Source organism: Emticicia sp. 21SJ11W-3, from assembly GCF_024138715.1.
Taxonomy (GTDB): Bacteria; Bacteroidota; Bacteroidia; order Cytophagales; family Spirosomataceae; genus Emticicia; species Emticicia fluvialis.
This window is the reverse complement of the sequence record NZ_CP092074.1, coordinates 1,260,070-1,279,580: the sequence shown is the minus strand read 5'-3', so window position 1 is coordinate 1,279,580 and position 19,511 is coordinate 1,260,070. Positions and strand designations below refer to the sequence as shown.

18 protein-coding genes are annotated in these 19,511 nt (G+C 41.1%); 12 read left to right on the top strand and 6 right to left on the bottom strand.

Going from position 1 to position 19,511, the window contains the following annotated elements:
* The first annotated feature begins 311 nt into the window (after positions 1–311).
* Complete coding sequence (locus tag MB380_RS05345) at positions 312–1,424, top strand: acyltransferase (RefSeq protein WP_253533773.1); 1,113 nt, start codon at positions 312–314, stop codon at positions 1,422–1,424.
* 144 nt (positions 1,425–1,568) lie between these two features.
* On the opposite strand, the gene MB380_RS05340 is transcribed toward MB380_RS05345, so the two are convergent.
* Entirely contained in the window at positions 1,569–2,345 is a 777-nt protein-coding gene (locus MB380_RS05340) for a hypothetical protein (protein ID WP_253533772.1), read from the bottom strand.
* 331 nt (positions 2,346–2,676) lie between these two features.
* On the opposite strand from MB380_RS05340, the gene MB380_RS05335 reads away from it, so the two are divergent.
* Genes MB380_RS05335 through MB380_RS05315 form a run of 5 tightly spaced genes read left to right on the top strand, consistent with a single transcriptional unit; the run spans position 2,677 to position 6,372 of the window.
* Positions 2,677–3,735, top strand: coding sequence for a sensor histidine kinase (locus MB380_RS05335; RefSeq protein ID WP_253533771.1), 1,059 nt, complete (start codon positions 2,677–2,679; stop codon positions 3,733–3,735).
* Complete coding sequence (locus MB380_RS05330) at positions 3,722–4,120, top strand: LytTR family DNA-binding domain-containing protein (protein WP_253533770.1); 399 nt, start codon at positions 3,722–3,724, stop codon at positions 4,118–4,120. The genes MB380_RS05335 and MB380_RS05330 overlap by 14 nt, the downstream gene beginning before the upstream one ends.
* Positions 4,121–4,147: 27 nt before the next feature.
* A complete protein-coding gene (locus MB380_RS05325) occupies positions 4,148–4,435 on the top strand; it encodes a LytTR family DNA-binding domain-containing protein (RefSeq protein ID WP_310587382.1) in 288 nt (95 codons plus the stop codon).
* 48 nt (positions 4,436–4,483) lie between these two features.
* Positions 4,484–5,368, top strand: a complete 885-nt coding sequence (locus tag MB380_RS05320) for a phosphatase (RefSeq protein ID WP_253533769.1) — start codon at positions 4,484–4,486, stop codon at positions 5,366–5,368.
* Positions 5,368–6,372, top strand: a complete 1,005-nt coding sequence (locus MB380_RS05315; RefSeq protein ID WP_253533768.1) for a zinc dependent phospholipase C family protein — start codon at positions 5,368–5,370, stop codon at positions 6,370–6,372. The genes MB380_RS05320 and MB380_RS05315 overlap by 1 nt, the downstream gene beginning before the upstream one ends.
* Before the next feature lie 84 nt (positions 6,373–6,456).
* Here the strand turns inward: MB380_RS05315 and MB380_RS05310 are convergent, their stop codons facing one another.
* The 4 genes from MB380_RS05310 to MB380_RS05295 all read right to left on the bottom strand — a co-directional run bounded on the left by MB380_RS05310 (position 6,457) and on the right by MB380_RS05295 (position 11,418).
* Positions 6,457–7,368, bottom strand: a complete 912-nt coding sequence (locus MB380_RS05310) for a DUF1338 domain-containing protein (protein ID WP_253533767.1) — start codon at positions 7,366–7,368, stop codon at positions 6,457–6,459.
* Positions 7,368–8,432, bottom strand: coding sequence for a saccharopine dehydrogenase C-terminal domain-containing protein (locus tag MB380_RS05305; RefSeq protein WP_253533766.1), 1,065 nt, complete (start codon positions 8,430–8,432; stop codon positions 7,368–7,370). The genes MB380_RS05310 and MB380_RS05305 overlap by 1 nt, the downstream gene beginning before the upstream one ends.
* 372 nt (positions 8,433–8,804) lie before the next feature.
* A complete protein-coding gene (locus MB380_RS05300) occupies positions 8,805–10,943 on the bottom strand; it encodes a xanthine dehydrogenase family protein molybdopterin-binding subunit (RefSeq protein ID WP_253533765.1) in 2,139 nt (712 codons plus the stop codon).
* 13 nt (positions 10,944–10,956) lie between these two features.
* Positions 10,957–11,418: a (2Fe-2S)-binding protein gene (locus tag MB380_RS05295; RefSeq protein WP_101727658.1), complete on the bottom strand. Its 462-nt coding sequence runs from the start codon at positions 11,416–11,418 to the stop codon at positions 10,957–10,959.
* A gap of 252 nt (positions 11,419–11,670) precedes the next feature.
* Here MB380_RS05295 and MB380_RS05290 point away from each other — a divergent pair, with 252 nt between their 5' ends.
* From MB380_RS05290 to MB380_RS05280, 3 genes are all read left to right on the top strand, one after another.
* Positions 11,671–12,456 carry an ABC transporter permease gene (locus tag MB380_RS05290; protein ID WP_101727657.1) on the top strand — a complete coding sequence of 262 codons (786 nt, stop codon included), beginning with the start codon at positions 11,671–11,673 and terminating at the stop codon, positions 12,454–12,456.
* Positions 12,457–12,567: 111 nt separating this feature from the next.
* Complete coding sequence (locus tag MB380_RS05285; RefSeq protein WP_253533764.1) at positions 12,568–13,323, top strand: ABC transporter ATP-binding protein; 756 nt, start codon at positions 12,568–12,570, stop codon at positions 13,321–13,323.
* A gap of 3 nt (positions 13,324–13,326) precedes the next feature.
* The gene (locus MB380_RS05280; protein WP_253533763.1) at positions 13,327–14,361 is read left to right on the top strand and encodes an MlaD family protein; all 1,035 of its coding nucleotides are present in this window, start codon (positions 13,327–13,329) and stop codon (positions 14,359–14,361) included.
* Between the two features lie 78 nt (positions 14,362–14,439).
* Here the strand turns inward: MB380_RS05280 and aspS are convergent, their stop codons facing one another.
* The gene (gene aspS / locus MB380_RS05275) at positions 14,440–16,191 is read right to left on the bottom strand and encodes an aspartate--tRNA ligase (RefSeq protein ID WP_253533762.1); all 1,752 of its coding nucleotides are present in this window, start codon (positions 16,189–16,191) and stop codon (positions 14,440–14,442) included.
* A gap of 193 nt (positions 16,192–16,384) precedes the next feature.
* Between aspS and MB380_RS05270 the strand changes: the two genes are divergently transcribed.
* From MB380_RS05270 to MB380_RS05260, 3 genes are read left to right on the top strand one after another with little or no spacing between them, the layout of a single operon-like run.
* Positions 16,385–17,113, top strand: a complete 729-nt coding sequence (locus tag MB380_RS05270; protein WP_253533761.1) for a tRNA1(Val) (adenine(37)-N6)-methyltransferase — start codon at positions 16,385–16,387, stop codon at positions 17,111–17,113.
* A gap of 13 nt (positions 17,114–17,126) precedes the next feature.
* Positions 17,127–18,092, top strand: coding sequence for a glycosyltransferase family 2 protein (locus MB380_RS05265; RefSeq protein WP_253533760.1), 966 nt, complete (start codon positions 17,127–17,129; stop codon positions 18,090–18,092).
* 22 nt (positions 18,093–18,114) lie between these two features.
* Positions 18,115–19,413: a M20/M25/M40 family metallo-hydrolase gene (locus MB380_RS05260; protein WP_253533759.1), complete on the top strand. Its 1,299-nt coding sequence runs from the start codon at positions 18,115–18,117 to the stop codon at positions 19,411–19,413.
* The last annotated feature ends 98 nt before the right edge of the window (positions 19,414–19,511 follow it).

The following is a 19,511-nucleotide window of genomic DNA, read 5'->3' as shown; positions in this document are numbered from 1 at the left end:
TAACTTCAAACCCCGGGCGCATTCTACTTGTATATTACAATTGTTCTTGCTCTTAAATATACATGTGGTGACTTTTAAGAAAAAACCGGATTATTTTTGCTAATTCTAAATGTTTGTTCGTTAATACATGCTTGTTAACAACTGGCCGTAAGCAAACATATATAGGTTGTAGTTAGACCTGATGACTTTTTTTAAAACCCTTTTACCCTATTTATCTGGTTGTATTTATACATACTCATTCCAGAAATATATCCTAAGCAAGTAAATAACTTTTGCAGAAGCTCAAAGCTGCATGCCTTATAACTTACCCGATGAATAAAAACAACTACCGTTATATACCTGAATTAGATGTAATACGCGGAATTGCCATATTGATGGTATTTTTTTACCACACGCAACTAAGTATTTTTCCTCCATACGAAATAAGAAACTATACAGATAGTGGCATACTTGATTTACGGTCAACAAAAGATATAATTTTCAACTTTTTGCCTTTTACATTTGGAGAACTAGGCGTTGAGTTATTTCTGGTTATCAGTGGATTTGTCATTCACTTAGGCTTTTTAAACAGTCAGGGCCGGTTTAATGTAAAGCAATTTTATGTACGACGGTTTTTCCGCATATATCCTCCGTACCTGTTAGTGCTGCTATTCTTTATTGTTTTCAGGAATATGTCTTTCTCCCCTAAAGACATACTTTTACATGTATTGTTGATTCACAATCTCTCAGACACATCGTTTTTCTCAATTAATCCGTCTTTTTGGACTCTGGCCCTAGAAGTTCAACTTTACCTGGCTTATCCTTTGTTTTTGTACTTCAGAAAAAAAATTGGTATCCGAAACACAGTAGCTGGTTTAACGCTTCTTCATTTTGCCTGCACGTTTATACTAGAAACGTTCATGAAAGACAGCATACCGCTGTCAATGGCACTTTCTATGCCTGTTCTTTGGTTTACATGGGGTGCCGGCGCCCTGGCGGCTGAGTTATACTGGGAAAACAAAAAGATTTTCAAGAAACAGCCTCTTCTATACCTTTTGGTTTTTCTTGCGCTGCTTCCTGTTTGCAAATACTTTATGGTTGCTCATTATTTTACAATAGCGGTGTCGGTATGTGCCTGGCTGGCATTGTTAGAGTGGTTTTTGTATAAAAAACAGGAAGATCCATTTTTTCTAAAACCGTTGTTTCGTGTTTTGGCAGGTATTGGTATTTGCAGCTACAGTTTATACCTCATACACCAGCCTTATTTGTTCGATTTACTAAAACACCTTGGGCATTTTAAATTTGTTATGGTTCATCTGGTAGCCAGCCCGTTGGCCGCGCTGTTTATTTTTACCATTCTTGCTTACGGACTCTATCAGTTTGTTGAATTACCTTCTGTTGAATTAGGAAAAAGACTCTGGAAAAAATACGGAAACCCCAAATGAGAGTAGGCTTTACTACAAAGATCAAATAAAATTTACATTACTATAACCCTGACATTCAGTTTTTTATAGATATAATAAATATGCCAAATACGGGTGCCCGAATTAATAATAGGCACCCGCATTTTTTTAATTCCGACTCATCATTTAAACACTGAACCCCAGTTTTATTTTGTATCGCCAGCGGTCTTTTCCAATCTCGTTTTCAAGTTTAAGTACTTCATGCGTTTTTTTACTTATCCAGAAAACCTCTTTATAACCTTTCGCTTCATGCGTTAGCAACCAGCAATCTACTTTTGTGTTATCATATCCGTTAAGCTGTGCAGTACCAGTAATTGTGTAAGCCTCAAACTTAGGTGCGAGATAACCGGGTTCATAAAACGGAATCATGTAAGTGGTTTTTAACTTATAGACAAGCAAAGGGAATACCTCCAGATCAAGATGCCAGTTTAATGAATATTGATTAATTGCTGTCTGAAAAGCCATCCAGGGCAGTTTTCGGTTAGCCGTTGTGTCTGCATCAGTTAGTGGCACATTATTAATGCTGGCCGTTTTTGCCATAAAATCAAACTCGCTGCTACCTCTTTGCTTCCACCAGCTTTGATGATAAAGTGGCGCAAAGGTTTTCTTATCGCATACAGAAGTAACAGTGTGTACTACGCTGTCGCGGTCTTCCCAGATTTGCTTTACAATAATGGCATTATTGCCTTTAAAATTTCCGAAAGTAATACTTCTTGTCCAGAACTGGGGCCTTGACCGTGCCGCATCCTTCCCCATTTTGAAATAAACCAGATAGCGGTGAGCGCCTTCTTTTAAATAACTTGTTTTTACTTTGCTTGCGTCTACCCAAACGGTGTCTTGCGCTATTGATGAAAAATTAAATGCTAATGCAAAAATCAGCACAATTGGTATTTGATGTTTCATTATCTAATTTGATTAATATATTGTTGATTACTCTTAAAATTTGTCTCGAACTACAGTAAGCCTGTACTTGGTAAGACTCCTGCATAAACCGCTTTGAAAGGCATTTTTTATTGGCTTTTCGTTTGCCGCCATAAATGTATCTGAATTTGTAATGCAGGGTATGCTACAACTTACAGACAACAGCCATGTATTGATGCAAAGCCATTTGCAACGCAGATACAATGATTTCAGCCGCTTGTGGGTCTGAAATGGTTGTTGGCAGACGAAAGCATCAGCATCCGATATTTTATTATAAATTTAGGTTTTGTTTTATCTCTTACCAGTCTGGTTCATGCAAAGCCGCGTTTTATATCATTTTGCTTTCTGGCTTGGTTATTTATTGTTCAAGACCTATCTCAATTTTGAGACTCTGGCTTACAATCAACCCAAAGAAAGTTATTACCGACTTTTTTTTCTGGCCTTGGGCATCCAGTCAATATACCTCATAGTCAAAATACCACTGGTATATAGCATTCTGTATTTTACGGGGCAATTCCTTAGCAAAAGATGGGGAATAATAAAAACCGTAAGCCTTACTGCAATTGCTTTTATGGTTGCCATTCCTGGTTTTCTGTTACTTACCTATTGGGTACAGAAATATATTTTGCACCACTCAATGGAGAATGAAAGCTATTTATCGGCAGCCAGTTTTTTTTACGCTTTTTTTCTTCTGGGCTTTACCTGTGGCATTGCCCTTGTATTTAAACTAATAAGACAGAACATTAAAACACGAGAACTGGCACAGGAATTGGCCAAAGAAAGGCTGGCCACCGAACTCAGATTTCTGAAAGCACAAACAAACCCTCACTTTTTGTTCAATACACTCAATAATATTTATGGCCTTGCCAGAAAAAAATCTGATGATACGGCGGAAGTTGTACTGCGATTATCGAAATTATTACGGTTTATGCTATATGAAACCAATAAACCATTTTTGCCTGTTGAGGTAGAACTGAAGATAATAGAAGATTACCTTGAACTGGAAAAAATACGGTATAACCAAAGGTTGAAAATTGGTTTCAGCAAAACACTAGACAACCTGAGCATACCTATTGCCCCATTGATTTTATTACCTTTTATAGAAAATGCCTTTAAGCACGGTGTTGGCGAGAGTATCCATGATTCATTTATTAATATTGATATAAAGTTAAAAAATGGATATTTTTTTTATGAGGTTGAAAACTCCAAATCGGAAGATGTGAGTGTTGAAAATAATGAAAAAATAGGCCTGATTAATGTAAGCAGACAACTGGAGTTGTTATACCCTGAACACCGGCTTACAATAAGCAGGTTACGTTCTAGTTTTAAAATAGTGTTGGAAATAAATCTGAACAGTCATGCAACAATTTAACTGCCTTATAGTAGAAGATGAGCCTCTGGCTGCCGAAATTCTGCAGGACTACATCAGCGAGGTACCCTTTTTGCAATTAATAGCCGTTTGCCCCAATGCCATATTGGCCACAGATATACTGCGCAAGCACAAAATAGATTTAATTTTCCTTGATATCAACCTTCCGAGGTTAAAGGGCATCGACTTCATCAAAACTTTGCATAGCCCGCCAAAAGTTATTCTGACAACCGCCTACCATGAATACGCGCTTGAAGGTTATGAACATAATGTACTTGATTACCTGCTAAAACCCATTGAATTGAGCCGTTTTCTGAAGGCAGTAAATAAAATGAGCCCAAATGGCTTATTACCGCCGGTTTCAGTCCATCAGGAAGAAAAGAAATAACGCTATTTTAATGTAAACAAGAAAAACATTAAGATTTACTATGATGAGATTCTTTATATTGAAAGCCAGCGCGAATACATTAGAATCACAACTGCTTCTCATGAGATTATAACCAAACTTGCTTTAAGTGAAATTGAAGAAGAGTTACCAAAGGCAAATTTTCTGCGGGTGCATAGGTCTTTTCTGGTGGCTATGAATAAAATTGAGGCCTTTACAGCCACTGATGTAGAGATTAAAGGCAGGCAGATTCCTATCGGACGCGGGTATAAAGAGGAGGTCTGGTTGGTTTTGGGTAATAAAAACGGGCAGTTTTAATAAAAAGAGGTATTTTTGCAAATCCTTCTAAATACTGAATAAGATTTAATGAAAATTGCCGCTATTGATATTGGTTCAAACGCAGCCCGGATGCAAATTTCGTCGGTGCTGCATGACAAAAAGAAAATAAGCTTCAAAAAAGTAGAATACGTGCGATTTGCCCTGCGCCTGGGTATGGATGTTTTTAATACAGGCAAAATATCGTACGAAAGTGAAGCCAGAATAAAAAAACTATTGATGGCCTACCGGTTATTGATGGAACTACACGAGGTAGACGCTTACATGATATGCGCCACATCTGCCATGAGAGAAGCAGAGAATGGCAGTAATATTGTGGAGCGAATAAAAAATGAACTGGGGATGGAGATTCACCTCATTGACGGTGAAAAAGAGGCCGAGCTAATCAACAATGTGATTATTGCAGTTCTTGAAAACGACAAAACTTACCTGCATATTGATGTGGGGGGAGGAAGCACCGAACTGAATATCTACAAAGGGAGAACAAAAATAGCAGCAAAATCTTTCAAAATAGGTTCGGTTAGGTTGCTCGAACATAAGGAAGCCCCCGATGTATGGCGAAAAATGAAAGCATGGGTTAATGAAACCATACCCGTGCATGAAAAGGTAATAGCTGTAGGTACCGGGGGTAATATCTCCAAGCTTTTTAACATGATTGAAAGCAAACCTAACGGCATGGCATCGCTGGAAGAACTGGAAAGAAAACGTAATTATATTGACCAGTTTACACTTGAAGAACGAATTAATCTGTTACAACTCAATGCCGACCGTGCCGATGTAATTGTACCAGCATCTGACATCTATATTTCGGTTATGAAATGGGCAGAAGCGGATGAAATCATTGTTCCTGACCTTGGCCTGAAAGACGGTATCCTGTTACTAGTGTATGAAACATTATTGAACGAAGAAAACTAATGAAAAAGAGAAACATTGTCTGCACAGCACTCATTACTGCAGGTTTAGGTCTGGTATTGTTATTATCTTCGTGGGGAATCTGGGGGCATCAGCATATTAATAAATCGGCGGTTTTTGCTTTGCCTGATGAACTCCGCGTTTTCTTTTACAACCACCTTGATTTTATTACGGAGGAATCTAACATACCTGATTTAAGAAAATATACCCTGAATGATAAAACTGAGAATCCGCGCCATTATATTGATATTGAAGACTTCAAGACGCCAATTGATGACATTGCAAGAACCAGCAAAGAGGCTTATGCCAGATACGATAGCAAAATGCTTCAGTCAAGTGGCATATTGCCCTGGTACATTCAGGAAGTAACCGATAAACTTACTAAATCAATGCAAGGCAAAAGAAAAACCGAGGTTCTTTTTCTTGCCGCCGACCTGGGTCATTATCTGGCAGATGCCCACATGCCTTTGCATACATCAAGCAACCACAATGGGCAGTTAACCAATCAGACGGGTATCCACTCTTTCTGGGAAGCGCAACTACCCGAGACTTATGGCCCCGGCTATGGTTTTAATATCGGTCAGGCAAAATACATTGACGATATAACCAAAGAAACCTGGCGTATCATCCAACATTCGCATGAACTGGCCGATACTTTGTTAGCAAAAGACAGAGAATTAAGAAAGACTTTTCCGGCTGATAAAATCTTTAAGAAAGATGAAAACGGAAAAATAGTAAGAAACAAATTCAATCAGGCAGTTTATAGCAAAGAGTATGCTGAGCTATACCACCAGGCATTGGGAGGTATGATAGAAAACCAGATGAAAGAGGCTATTGCGGCCACAGCCAATTTCTGGTTTACTGCCTGGGTAAATGCCGGAAAACCTGATTTAAAAGCACTAGATGATGAGGGGCTTACCAAAAGAAACAGACCTTATCTTAAAAAAGACCTGAAAGCCTGGCAGAAAGGAAAGTTGACCTTACTGAAAACAGAGCCTGAATATTAAAAACCCCAGCCCTCCCTACGCGGGTTACCCCATTGTAGGGAGGGAGGTAAAGGGTCAAGCGCTTCACTCATTCGGCATTCCGGCTTAGCTATTTCGTTTCACAGTCTGGCTGGTAAAAGTACTTTCAAAAATTTTATCGGCATTACCGGTTTCAAAACCTTCTCTTCTGTGTTCACGCGTAATAGATGCGGGTTCTAAATGCTGATACTCCGGCAATACTTTACGCTCGGCAAACTCTACATAACTGCCAGAAATAGGATGCACCTCACCGCCCTCAAAAGTAGCATCAATGATTTCGGCTACGGTTGAGCTTTGCAATAAACCTCCATCCGGACTGATTTTTATTTTACCGCCCGCATCATTCAGCTTCACGCCGGTTTTTTCTAGAAAAGCATTAAACTCCTGAATAGTGTTGTAGCCTGCTTTCAGGTTATGTACACTAATGGTGTAGTGATTCAGGTAATAACGATTATAGATTACCCATGCCGCATATTCACTGGCTTTCAGCAGTGTTGAATAATCTTGCCAGGTTGGTATGCGCCATAAAGGCTGGTGCAAAAAAGCATCTATGGCCGCGCCGTCGTTCAGGTTCAGGCTATCAACCGGGTCTGCTTTCACCTCATCAGTATAGCTTCTGATAATATCCTGAATATTTTCAGGTAAATCATTTACTCTTAGCTCACTTACAAATATTCTGGGATACTCCGGCCTTGGCGGAGAAAACCAGTAGGCATCCAGCTTTTTACCTTCGAAATAGAAATAATCGCGTTTCTGGTAGCCCAAATGAATAAATATTTTCTCAAAAGATTTTATCCCCAATTGTGGCACTCCCATAGTTCTGAAAGCAATATGGTCGTTTTCTATTTCATTGGCATCGGCAATTATGCCCGCGGCATTCATACCATTGGTTACCTTCTCTACATCAGGTACACGTTCGCGATAACGTCGCATCAGGCCTTCCAACACATACGTTAAAGTTGCTGTTCTATTTTCCATTAGTTATTCTCCTTTTTAAAAAATTGACCGTTAGTGGTTGTCAGATACTCACCCAATCGGATATCTTCCTGTTTAATAAAGCCCTCCTGAGGCAACTTGCCATCGGCAACCATCTCCACCACTGCCGCTACTGATGCGGCCGTTGTCCAGGATATTGCCCTCCAATGCTTTCCGTCAATCTCAATCGGCAGATACGCCTCATAAAACTCTTCCCGGGCCAGTTCTTCTCCCTTCCAGCCTTCTACCACGGCATAAACATACACTACGTCTTCCTGCACGGCAGGTTTAGCTTCTGTCAGAATCTGCTCTACCAATGCACGTTTATCTTTCAGAATGAGTTCATACAATAGAAACTTCATGAGACGCGCATGGCCCGGATACCTGATAGTTTTGTAGTTGAGGGTATCTACCATTCCTGCGTAGGTTTCGCACATGGTACCTAAACCGCCAGATGTGCTGAAGGCCTCAAACTCCTGGCCTTCAATCTGAATATGTTCTACACCATCCAACGATGGCACCATTTTGCGTGTGCCGTTATGTATAACCTCTGCATCATTAATATACTCATTTATTACACCGGCTGGCGACCACGTAAACGAGTAACCCAACAAGCCATTAGGATAGCGCGGTAATGCGCCCACACGCAGTTCAATATCACGTAATCTGGTAAACCTGCTGGCTAAATCTGCACCTATAATACCAATTAAACCTGGCGCCAGACCACATTGCGGAGCCATTACAGCTTTGGCGGTCTTAGCCATTTCTCTGATAGCTGCCGTGGTGGGTACATCTTCAGTTAAATCAAAATAATGCACCCCATACTTATGTGCGGTTTCGGCTATAGGCAAATTTAGGTTATAAGGCATGGCAGAGACTACTGCCTCAAAACTCGGAATTGTTTTTTCTAAAAAATTAACGTCGGTTACGTCACCAAGAATAACTTCAAAGGGTAACTCAAAATCGGGGTATCGTTTATCCATACCCATTACGGTAAAGCGTTTAGCGAGTAACACTCCTACTAAAGACCCCACCTTTCCCATACCTATTACAAGAACATTTTTCATGACAGGTGCTAAATAAAGTGATGATGAAATTTATTAATGAAACAACTATGCATTCATTTTCATGTACGTATAAATAATCAGGCCACACCACGCATGGTAAGGACATGGGTATTTAAACCAACATGGAAACAATGATTAGAAACTGATGTTCAGAGAGACAATAAATAAAGACCCTTGCTCGTGTCAGGAACAAATGAGCAGGCGCTTCTAAGATAAGCGAGCCGTGCCAGGTGGTATTTCAGGTCTTTAAACAAGTGAGAAGTTTTTTTTGAGCAAATGTAAATAATAGAACAGAAAATTCAAGAAATAAGGTGAAAATAAAATGAGCCACCCCTCCCGGAATGGCTCAGCAGACAATTATCAGATAGCTTATTAAGAAATATTTCCCAGTAGGCTTTCTTCCTGCTCTAAAAACGGCTGGCTTTTCAGGCGTTTGCCTGTGGCTTTATAAATTGCGTTGGCAATTGAGCCACCTGTCGGCGGTAATGCAGGTTCACCCAACCCGGTCGGGTCTATACCGTTATTAACAAAATGCACCTCAACCGCAGGTATCTCGTTCATTTTTATCAGGCGGAAAGTATTGAAGTTGCTTTGCGCAGGTGTACCCTCTTTAAAAGTAAGGTTACCATACATGGCATGACCCATACCGTCTACAATGCCCCCTATTACCTGGTTTCTGGCACCGCTTTGATTTACAACAATGCCGCAGTCAACCACTGCATAAATTTTTTGTAAAACCGGTTTGCCTTTCTTTACCACTACTTCTGCTACCTGTGCTACATAAGACGCATGAGAGAAGTAAACACTAAAGCCCAGGCTGATTCCCTTCCGTTTTTTAAACCAGCCTGATTTTTCTGCTGCCATTTCTATAACGGTCTTCATACGGTCAATATCATAACGAACAGGCCCGGTTGGCGAATTTCTGGCTTTTTCAAGGAGGTCTAGTCTGAACTGCACTGCATCTTTGCCTGCAGCAATGGCTACTTCATCTATAAATGACTGCTCGGCAAACGCCAGAAAGTTAGTAATTGGCGCTCTCCAGGGGCCGGTTGTAATCGGCGATTTGTGGTCTACTGAATCTATCAACAGATTCGGCACAGCGCCCGACGGAAAGTTGTTTTCACGGGTGCTGTTACCTGCATTGATACCTACGCCACGAAGCGAATAAGCTATCATATTACCTTGTTTATCGAGCGCGGCACGGAAACGGTAACGAACAGCAGGGCGATAGCTTCCGCCTGTCATGTCGTCTTCGCGCGTCCAGATTACCTTTACCGGAGCTTTTACCAGATTAGACACCTCAACGGCTTCCAGCACGTAGTCGGTACCCAAACGGCGGCCAAAGCCTCCTCCCATTCGGGTAAGCTCTACTGTTACCTTTTCAGGGGCGATATTCAATAATTTGGCAGTTTGTGTCTGAGCTGCCTGCGGCGTTTGCGTAGGGCCTACTAACTCTACACCATCCGGTTTTACATGCGCAAAGAAGTTCATAGGCTCCATCGGATTATGCGGCAGAAATGGACATTGGTACTCAGACTCCACAATTTTAGCGGCATTTTTAAAAGCCTCTTCTACATTCCCTTCTTTACGTCTTACATCTGCCTTAGGCGAATCAAGAAGTTCCTTGAAAATTCGGTTATGGTCTTCGGTGCTTTCAAGGTTGCCCTCTTTCTCCCATTCTATTTTCAGGGCTTCTCTGGCTTTTTTTACTTCCCAGGTAGACTTACCTACAACTGCAACCTTATTTTTGAAAGAAACCACATCTACAATGCCGGGCATGGCTTTGGCGGCAGAGGCATCAAAAGATTTTAACTTCAAACCAAAAGCTGGTGGCCGCTGAATCATTGAAAACAGCATGCCTTCGCGGTAAAAATCAATACCAAAAAGTGGCTTTCCTGTTAAAATATCCTGATTATCAACACCTTTTATAGTTGAGCCTATCAGGCTAAAATCTTTAATGTCTTTCAGTTTTACATCAGCTGGTGGTGTAATCTGTGCTGCCTCGGTGGCCAGTTCGCCATAGCTTAATCTTTTATTTGAAGACGTATGTATTACATAACCTTTTTCGGTTTTGCACTCAGCGGCTGGTACGTTCCAGCGTTTGGCTCCTGCTTCAACCAGCATCTGGCGGGCGGTTGCTCCGGCTTTCCGGAGTCTCTGCCATGAATGTGGAATAGACCCACTGCCACCTGCTACCTGGCGCTCAAATTTTTTGGTGTCCAGCGGCGCTTGTAAAACCTTTACTTTGGCCCAGTCAACATCTAATTCTTCTGCTACAATAATTGGGAATGCCGTTTTTATGCCCTGCCCTATTTCAGGGTTGGGAGACATGATGGTTACGATTCCGTCAGGGTGTATAGAAAGAAAAGCATTAGGGGCAAAATCGGCAGCAACAGCGGTTGTTGCGGTTTCAGAGGCAAAAACCTCCTTACCAAACCAACTGAAACTTAACATGAAACCACCACCGGCCATAGCAGCTGATTTCAGGAAATCTCTACGACTATTATTCATTGTGTTATCCATGTTATTTCATTTTGGTTGAGGCAAGTTGAACAGCTTCTCTGATACGGTGGTAAGTACCACAACGGCATATATTGTTTGACATAGCAGTTTCAATCTCTTCTAAAGTAGGTTTAGGATTGCTTTTCAAAAATGCAGCGGCGGTCATCATCTGCCCGGCCTGGCAGTAGCCACATTGGGGTACGTCTATTTCATTCCAGGCCGCTTGCACGGGGTGGTCGCCCTTTTCTGATAAGCCTTCAATGGTAGTGATTTTTGAAGCGCTCACAGACGAAACCGGCAAAATACAGGCACGGGTTGCCTCTCCGTTTATGTGAACAGTGCAAGCGCCACACATAGCCATTCCGCAGCCATACTTTGTACCGAGCAAACCCAGGTGGTCTCGCAGAACCCATAGCAAAGGAGTGTCGGGGGCAACGTCTAAATTAAACTGTCGCCCGTTAATGTTAAGGTTGTAATTTGCCATCGTAGTTTATTTAATTGATAGTCAATATTTTAATCAAAAATAATAAAAATACTTGCAGAACTTAAAGAAATTTTACGCAAATGCTTAAAATTTTACCTATTAAATCTATAGATTTGAATTACTATATTACTCAAAATGAGCATTTTTTTCCACATACGTATATAAATTCCGTAAAAACTGGATTGGTTTATTAATTTAACAATATACTTTAATAACTTTGAGGCGCCAAAATTTCCGCAAACGCAATAAAATATGGGTTTACGATCTAGACAAAACTTAATCTCCGAAAAAATTGATAATTGGCTTATTGGATTTAAAGATGGAGCCGATTTTATAATTCTGTTCTTTAAAGAAGCGCTAAGTGGAAATTTCGAGTTCAAAGAATTCATCAATCAATGCTATCGTATCGGTAATAGTTCACTTTTACTGATCTCGCTTACAGGCTTTGTAACAGGCTTTGTATTTACCAAACAATCAAGGCCGTCTCTTGAAAGTTTCGGGGCTACATCGTGGCTGCCATCGCTGGTAACTATCGCCATCATAAGAGCGCTTGCACCATTGGTAACATCGCTTATTTGTGCAGGTAAGGTGGGCTCTAGTATAGGTGCCGAATTGGGTTCTATGAAAGTAACCGAGCAGGTAGATGCCATGGAGGTTTCAGCGGTTAATCCTATTAAATTCCTTGTGGTTACCCGGGTACTGGCCACCACTGTTACGATTCCGATTTTATCATTCTATTGTGCCATAATGGCTATGACAGGCGTATTTTTGAATGTAGCTACCAACGAAGAAACCAGTCTTCCCGCGTTTTTTGAACAAGCATTTAACAGCATTATTTTCCTTGATTTATGGACAGCCATTATTAAAGCAGTATCCTACGGGTTTACAATAGGCATAGTGGGGTGTTATAAAGGCTACAACGCCAGTAATGGTACACTGGGCGTAGGCAAAGCAGCCAATGCTTCGGTTGTTACGTCTATGTTCCTGATATTTATTGAAGAAGTATTTATTGTACAGGTAACTAACTGGTTTAGGTAATTTATTTTGTGATTGAGCGAATTAGCCATTAAACCCCGGTTTCAATAGCTGATGTCAATTATTTGCACAATTGAGAATCACTCATTCACCCATTCACTCCATAAGTGATATATGAACAAAGTAATTGAAATAGCACATTTATATAAGGCATTTGGCGACAGGGAGGTGCTGGAAGACGCCAGCCTTGATGTGTATGAGGGCGAAAACATGGTGGTGCTGGGCAAGTCGGGCAGTGGAAAATCGGTACTGATAAAAATCATTGCCGGGCTTTTAACTGCTGACAAAGGAAGTGTTAAAGTACTTGGCAGGGAGGTAACCCACCTGACAAAAAAAGAATTGAATGAGTTACGCCTCAAAATAGGTTTTTCGTTTCAGAACAGCGCCTTGTACGATAGTATGACGGTACAAGAGAACCTGGAGTTTCCGCTGGTAAGAAACGTCAGAAATATGACGCGGGCCGAAATTGACAAGGCCGTTCATAAGGTTCTAGATTCGGTTGGTCTGCTGCAAGCTATTCATCAGATGCCTTCTGAGTTATCTGGCGGACAAAAAAAGCGCATAGGTATTGCCCGTACGCTTATCATGAATCCAAAAATTATGCTGTACGATGAGCCCACAGCCGGTTTAGACCCTATTACCTGTATTGAAATCAATCAGTTAATTAATGAAGTAAAAGAGAGTTATAATACCAGTTCTATCATCATTACCCACGACCTTACCTGTGCCAAAGACACAGGCGACAGACTGGCCGTTTTATTTGATGGTAACTTTAAGTTCCAGGGGACATTCGATGAAGTTTTTAAACATCCGGACCCCCGGATTAAGAATTTTCACGATTATAATTTTATAGAAAATAAAAAGAGATAGTGTATGGCAAACCCGCAATCGTCACAAAAAATAGCTGCCAAAGTTGGTTTATTTATTTTAATAGGAATTATTATTCTGGCTGCAGGTATTCTTACACTTGGCACCATGAGAAAATCTTTTATTACCCGAATTGATGCCGAGGCCACTTTTGAGAGTGTTAATGGTCTTACAAAAGGTAATAATGTATGGTTTGCAGGTGTAAAAGTAGGAACCGTAAGAGAGATACTTTTCACGCCTGACTCTAAAGTAAAGGTATTGTTTAGTATAGAAGATACTTCACAGCCCTTTATAAAACAGGATGCAACCGTCAGAGTTAGTTCAGACGGGCTGATAGGCAACCCGATTATTCTGATTTCGGGTGGGTCTCCACAAGCCAAAATGATAGAAGACGGCTTCAAATTTAAAGTAGAGCCAGACGTTACTCAACAGGAAATGCTCACTACTTTGCAGGCAAACAACAAAAATATTCTGTCAATTACTGATGACCTGAAAAGCATTATTGCAGATATACGTGCCGGGCAGGGTTCAATAGGTAAGCTAATGAAAGATGAGGCTTTATATGCCAACCTTAACAAAAGCGTGGCCACTGTTGAATCTGCCACCCGAGACCTGAAAAGAGGTGCTAACGGTTTAGCCAAGCTAACCGACAAATTAAATGCTGATGGCAATTTTATTAACTCTATTGCTACAGACAAAGAAATGTATCCCAACATCAAGAAAACTGTAGCCTCTCTTGAAAGCACCTCACAAACCTTGAAGGAAACTACGGTATCTGCCAAGCAATTGGTGAATAATCTTGAACAAACCAGCAATACACTGCTTAATAATCCTAAAAGCCCGGTTGGTGTATTGTTGCACGACGAAAAAGCTGCTAATAATATCAGAGAAACCATCAGTAATCTGGAAAGCAGCAGTGCCAAGTTAGACCAGAATCTGGAAGCATTGAAGCATAACTTCCTGTTCAGAAGATATTTCAGAAACCAGGCCAAAGAAGAAGCCAAAAGAAAAGCGGATAGTACTGCTAATGCGAAGAAATGATTAATGATAAGTAAGTCATAAAACCAAGAAAGCCTCGTTCTGAACGAGGCTTTCTCTTTGTATATCAATCAGTTTCAATTACAAAACTGTCTTAATCTTCAACTCATCCATTTGTTTCTGGTCGATAGTTGATGGTGAATCAATCATCATATCGCGGCCTGAATTGTTTTTAGGGAAGGCTATGAAATCTCGGATGGAATCGGCACCACCAAAGATAGAACACAGGCGGTCAAACCCAAAGGCAATACCAGCATGCGGAGGTGCACCGTATTCAAAGGCATCCATCAGGAAGCCAAATTGTTTCTTGGCCTCTTCTTCACTAAAGCCCAGTATACCAAACATTTTCTGTTGCAATGGTCTCTGGAAGATACGTACCGAGCCGCCTCCTACTTCTGTACCATTAATTACCATGTCGTAAGCGTTGGCTCTTACATTGCCCAGGTCGTTAGTATCTAACAATGGTATGTCTTCAGGTTTAGGGCTTGTAAACGGATGGTGCATGGCAAACCAGCGTTCTTCTTCTTCTCCGTATTCCAACAATGGGAAGTCAAGCACCCATAACGCTTTAAACTCGTCAGGTTTGCGCAAACCTAAACGGCTACCCATTTCAAGTCGCAGTTCGTTTAATTGCTTGCGGGTTTTAGCTGCATCACCGGCAAGAATCAGAATCAGGTCTCCAGGCTTGGCATCAAACTTCTCAACAATCTGCTTTAAAGCGGCCTCATCAAAGAATTTATCAAACGATGATTTCAGGGTACCGTCAGCATTGTATCTGAAATACGCCAATCCTTTCGCACCTACCTGCGGACGTTTTACCCATTCAGTAATTTCATCCAATTGCTTACGGGTGTATTCTGCACAACCTGAAGCATTGATACCAACCACCAGTTCTGCCGAATCAAAAACTACAAAGTCTTTTCCTTTGGCTACATCATTCAGCTCTACAAACTGCATTCCGAAACGCGTATCGGGTTTGTCAGAGCCATACAAACGCATGGCATCGGCATACGTCATACGAGGCACCTCAGGCATATCAATATTTTTCACCGTTTTGAAAAGGTGACGAATCAGCCCTTCAAACATCTGCAGAATATCTTCCTGCTTCACAAAAGACATTTCGCAGTCAATCTGTGTAAACTCTGGCTGGCGGTCGGCACGCAGGTCTTCGTCGCGGAAACATTTGACAATCTGGTAGTAGCGGTCAAAACCAGAAACCATCAATAATTGCTTGAATGTTTGCGGCGATTGCGGAAGGGCATAAAACTCACCCGGATTCATCCGGCTAGGCACCACAAAGTCTCGGGCGCCTTCAGGTGTAGATTTAATCAATACAGGGGTTTCAACCTCAATAAATTCCTGTCCGTCCAGGTAATTACGGGTTTGCTGTGCCATTTTATGACGTAACTGCAAATTCTGGCGAACCACATTCCGGCGTAAGTCCAGATACCGGTATTTCATACGGATGTCGTCCCCCCCATCTGTTTCGTCCTGAATCATAAAAGGAGGCAACTTGGCAGGATTAAGTATCTCTAGTGTTTCAACTTTTATTTCAACATCGCCAGTTGCTATTTTATCATTTTTAGATACACGTTCAATTACCTCGCCCGTTGCCTGAATCACAAATTCACGGCTTAATGTACGAGCCAGGGCAATTACGTTTGCATCGCTGCTATTTTCGTTCAGAATCAATTGTGTGATGCCGTAACGGTCGCGAAGGTCAATATAAATAATGCCTCCTTTATCACGAACAACTTGTACCCAGCCGCATAAGGTTACTGTCTGATTAACATCTGAGATTCTTAGTTCTCCGCAGGTATGCGTTCTTAACATTAGGTCTAACGTTTATGTTTAGCAATTTTTTTGCAAAAGTACGAATTTTAAAGAAAAGCCATGAAGGCTTTGTTAAAAATACCAAATTTCATATTTAGTACATTTGTTAGCCATGCAGTACAATTGATTCTTGATTTTGATGGCCTTAATTACGCAAAAAACATTATCTTCGCACCCTTTAAACCAGTATAGGGTGCCAAAGTCTTATTTTCAGTTCAAGCAATTCATCATTCATCAGGATCAGTGCGCCATGAAAGTATGCACCGATGCCTGCATACTGGGTGCCTATGCTGAAAAAGAAAATGCACAAAGGATTCTGGATATAGGTGCAGGAACAGGTCTATTATCATTAATGCTTGCCCAAAGAACCGAGGCGAAAATTGATGCCGTTGAAATAGATGAAGCCGCCTACAAACAGGCAAACAGAAATATTACTGAAAGCAAATTTGCGCATAAAGTCTGGCTTCAACATCAATCTATTCAGAATTTCAGCAAACAAAATCAGGATTCTGAACGCGCGAGGTACGATTTAATCATTTCCAACCCACCTTTTTATCAGAATTCCCTACAATCGCCGGACGAGCCAACCAGCAAAGCGTTGCATGCAACCACGCTTACATTGGAAGAGTTAACTGACGCAGTTATACAATTATTAAAACCCGATGGCCGGTTTATAGTGCTGCTACCTCCTTTTGAAGCCCGGCAACTAGCAGAAGTTGCTCAGAAAAAAGCCTTATATTTGTCAAAAAGATTATTGATTCAACATAATCCTCAAAAGCAGGTTTTCAGGCATATCATGACGTTCGGCAAAACACCCGAAGCCGCTTATGCAGAAGAAACCCTGGTGATTCATGAAAAAGAAACAGGTGCTTACTCGGAGAAATTCCGTAACCTGTTGAGCGATTATTACACTATTTTTTAGAACTTTGCCCTTAATGAACCCGAAAATTCAAATATCATTAGTTATTCCATTATACAATGAAGCAGAATCGCTTCCGGAGCTACACGACTGGATAGTGCGGGTAATGCAGGATAACAACTATAGCTACGAAATTCTTTTTGTTGATGATGGCAGTAACGACGGGTCATGGACGGTAATCAAGCGCCTTGCAGCCAGGAACCCTTTTGTAAGAGGATTCAGATTTGTAAGAAACTATGGCAAAACTGCTGCGCTTCAAACTGCTTTTGTGCAGTCGCGTGGTAATGTTGTAATAACCATGGATGCCGACCTGCAAGACAGCCCTGACGAAATTCCGGAATTATACAGAATGATAACCGAAGAAGGCTATGATCTGGTATCGGGCTGGAAGAAAAAACGCTTCGACCCACTAACTAAAACATTGCCCACCAAGCTTTTCAATGCGGTGTCGCGCTGGGTATCTGGTGTTCATTTGCATGACTTCAATTGCGGCCTAAAGGCGTATCAGGCAAGAGTGGTAAAAAACATTACCATCTACGGCGAAATGCACCGCAACATACCTATTATAGCTAAATGGAACGGTTTCAGAAAAATAGGTGAAAAGGTAGTGCAGCATCAGGCCCGTAAATACGGCAGCACCAAATTTGGTCTCGAGCGCTTCATTTTCGGCTTTCTCGACCTTCTGACCGTTGCTTTCGTTAATAAATTCGGTCGCAGGCCCATGCACTTTTTTGGTACTATGGGTGTGTTGTCGTTCATTGTCGGCTCGCTTATGGCAATGTACCTCATTGCCGAAAAACTGTATAACATCAGCCAGGGGCTGCGCTACCGTAACGTAACAGATAACCCCATGTTTTTTCTGGCATTGGTGGCTATTATTATAGGTTCTCAATTGTTTCTGGCTGGTTTTCTTGGCGAATTATTTGTAAAACAGACCTTCAAAAAAGACGAATACCTGATAGAAGAAATAACCGGAGAATAAACTCTTAAAACCAACAAACTATATGAAGTTTATCAGACTAACCCTACTGCTTTTTGCTTTTGGCCATGCTGCTATGGCACAGAAAGTAAACAAACTCATTAAAGAAACTGAAGTAAAGAGGATTATCAGCACGCTGGCGGCAGATGATATGATGGGTAGAAGCTCGCTTCACCCACAGCAAATTGAAAAAGCCACTGCATTTATTGCTGAAGAATTTAAAAAAGCAGGTTTGAAACCATTAAACGGGCTATCAGGCTACAGGCAGGAGTTTCCGATTACAAAAATAGATGGCTTTGAGAAAGCAGAGGTAATTATTAACGGGCAGGTGCTAACGAAAGATAAATATATCTTTATGTCAGATAAAGAAGAAGTAAACTGGACCTCTAACATACCTGTGGTAATTGTAGGGAAAGAAGATACTTTTACACCCAACCAGTTTATGAATGATTCAACCAGTAAAATAGTATTGGTTGATGCAGTGCATGAAGGCAAACTGGCAGGCTTGAAGCGTTTCTTTGGCCGTACACGTTTGCTGGCTAAACCTTATCCGAAAATTGCAGGGAATATCCTGTTTGTGGTTGGCTTCAGTTCGGCAGACAGCTACTCGGTAAAAATAAAGCAACGCAAAGAAGCCATTAAAATGGCTAACGTGGTAGGATTAATACCAGGCAAAAGCAAACCTGATGAAATGGTTGTTTTCTCTGGCCATTATGACCACCTGGGTATTATAAAATCTGTTGAAGGAGACTCTATTGCTAATGGCGCAGACGATGATGCCTCGGGTACAACAGCAGTTATTGCCTTGGCCAATTACTTTAAGAAATTGAAAAACAATGAGCGTACCATTGTTTTTGCAGCTTTTACTGCTGAAGAAATTGGTGGTTTTGGCTCAAAATACTTCTCGGAGCAACTGAATCCCGACAAAGTAGTGGCTATGTTTAATATTGAAATGATTGGTAAAGCCTCTAAATGGGGTATTAACTCTGCCTTTATTACAGGTTTTGAACGCTCAGACTTTGGTGCTATTCTGCAAAAAAACCTGAAAGGCACTGCCTTTACATTCAACCCGGACCCGTATCCACAGCAAAATCTTTTCTATCGTTCAGATAATGCCACACTGGCTCGTCTGGGCGTACCGGCGCATACTATTTCAACCGACCAGATTGACTCAGACAAACTTTACCATTCGGTTAATGATGAAGTAGAATCGCTTGATATACAAAACATATTGGCAACTATCAGAGCCATTGCTTTAAGTTCGCAAAGTATAATTGCAGGCACCGATACCCCGACCAGAATTGATAAAAGCACAGTTAAATAATCGTGCAAAAACTTAACCGGCCCGCCGTTTCAATTACAAAAAATGGCGGGCAGGTTAAATAAATCAACTGAATCCGACCAAAGAAAACAACAGATGTA

Coding starts and splice junctions, on each gene's coding strand:
- MB380_RS05340 (WP_253533772.1), bottom strand. CDS start 2,345: ATGAAACATCAAATACCAATTGTGCTGATTTTTGCATTAGCATTTAAT.
- MB380_RS05300 (WP_253533765.1), bottom strand. CDS start 10,943: ATGAATAATAGTCGTAGAGATTTCCTGAAATCAGCTGCTATGGCCGGT.
- MB380_RS05315 (WP_253533768.1), top strand. CDS start 5,368: ATGAAAAAGAGAAACATTGTCTGCACAGCACTCATTACTGCAGGTTTA.
- MB380_RS05295 (WP_101727658.1), bottom strand. CDS start 11,418: ATGGCAAATTACAACCTTAACATTAACGGGCGACAGTTTAATTTAGAC.
- MB380_RS05305 (WP_253533766.1), bottom strand. CDS start 8,432: ATGAAAAATGTTCTTGTAATAGGTATGGGAAAGGTGGGGTCTTTAGTA.
- MB380_RS05310 (WP_253533767.1), bottom strand. CDS start 7,368: ATGGAAAATAGAACAGCAACTTTAACGTATGTGTTGGAAGGCCTGATG.
- MB380_RS05265 (WP_253533760.1), top strand. CDS start 17,127: ATGAACCCGAAAATTCAAATATCATTAGTTATTCCATTATACAATGAA.
- MB380_RS05320 (WP_253533769.1), top strand. CDS start 4,484: ATGAAAATTGCCGCTATTGATATTGGTTCAAACGCAGCCCGGATGCAA.
- MB380_RS05345 (WP_253533773.1), top strand. CDS start 312: ATGAATAAAAACAACTACCGTTATATACCTGAATTAGATGTAATACGC.
- MB380_RS05280 (WP_253533763.1), top strand. CDS start 13,327: ATGGCAAACCCGCAATCGTCACAAAAAATAGCTGCCAAAGTTGGTTTA.
- MB380_RS05330 (WP_253533770.1), top strand. CDS start 3,722: ATGCAACAATTTAACTGCCTTATAGTAGAAGATGAGCCTCTGGCTGCC.
- MB380_RS05260 (WP_253533759.1), top strand. CDS start 18,115: ATGAAGTTTATCAGACTAACCCTACTGCTTTTTGCTTTTGGCCATGCT.
- aspS (WP_253533762.1), bottom strand. CDS start 16,191: ATGTTAAGAACGCATACCTGCGGAGAACTAAGAATCTCAGATGTTAAT.
- MB380_RS05290 (WP_101727657.1), top strand. CDS start 11,671: ATGGGTTTACGATCTAGACAAAACTTAATCTCCGAAAAAATTGATAAT.
- MB380_RS05335 (WP_253533771.1), top strand. CDS start 2,677: ATGCAAAGCCGCGTTTTATATCATTTTGCTTTCTGGCTTGGTTATTTA.
- MB380_RS05285 (WP_253533764.1), top strand. CDS start 12,568: ATGAACAAAGTAATTGAAATAGCACATTTATATAAGGCATTTGGCGAC.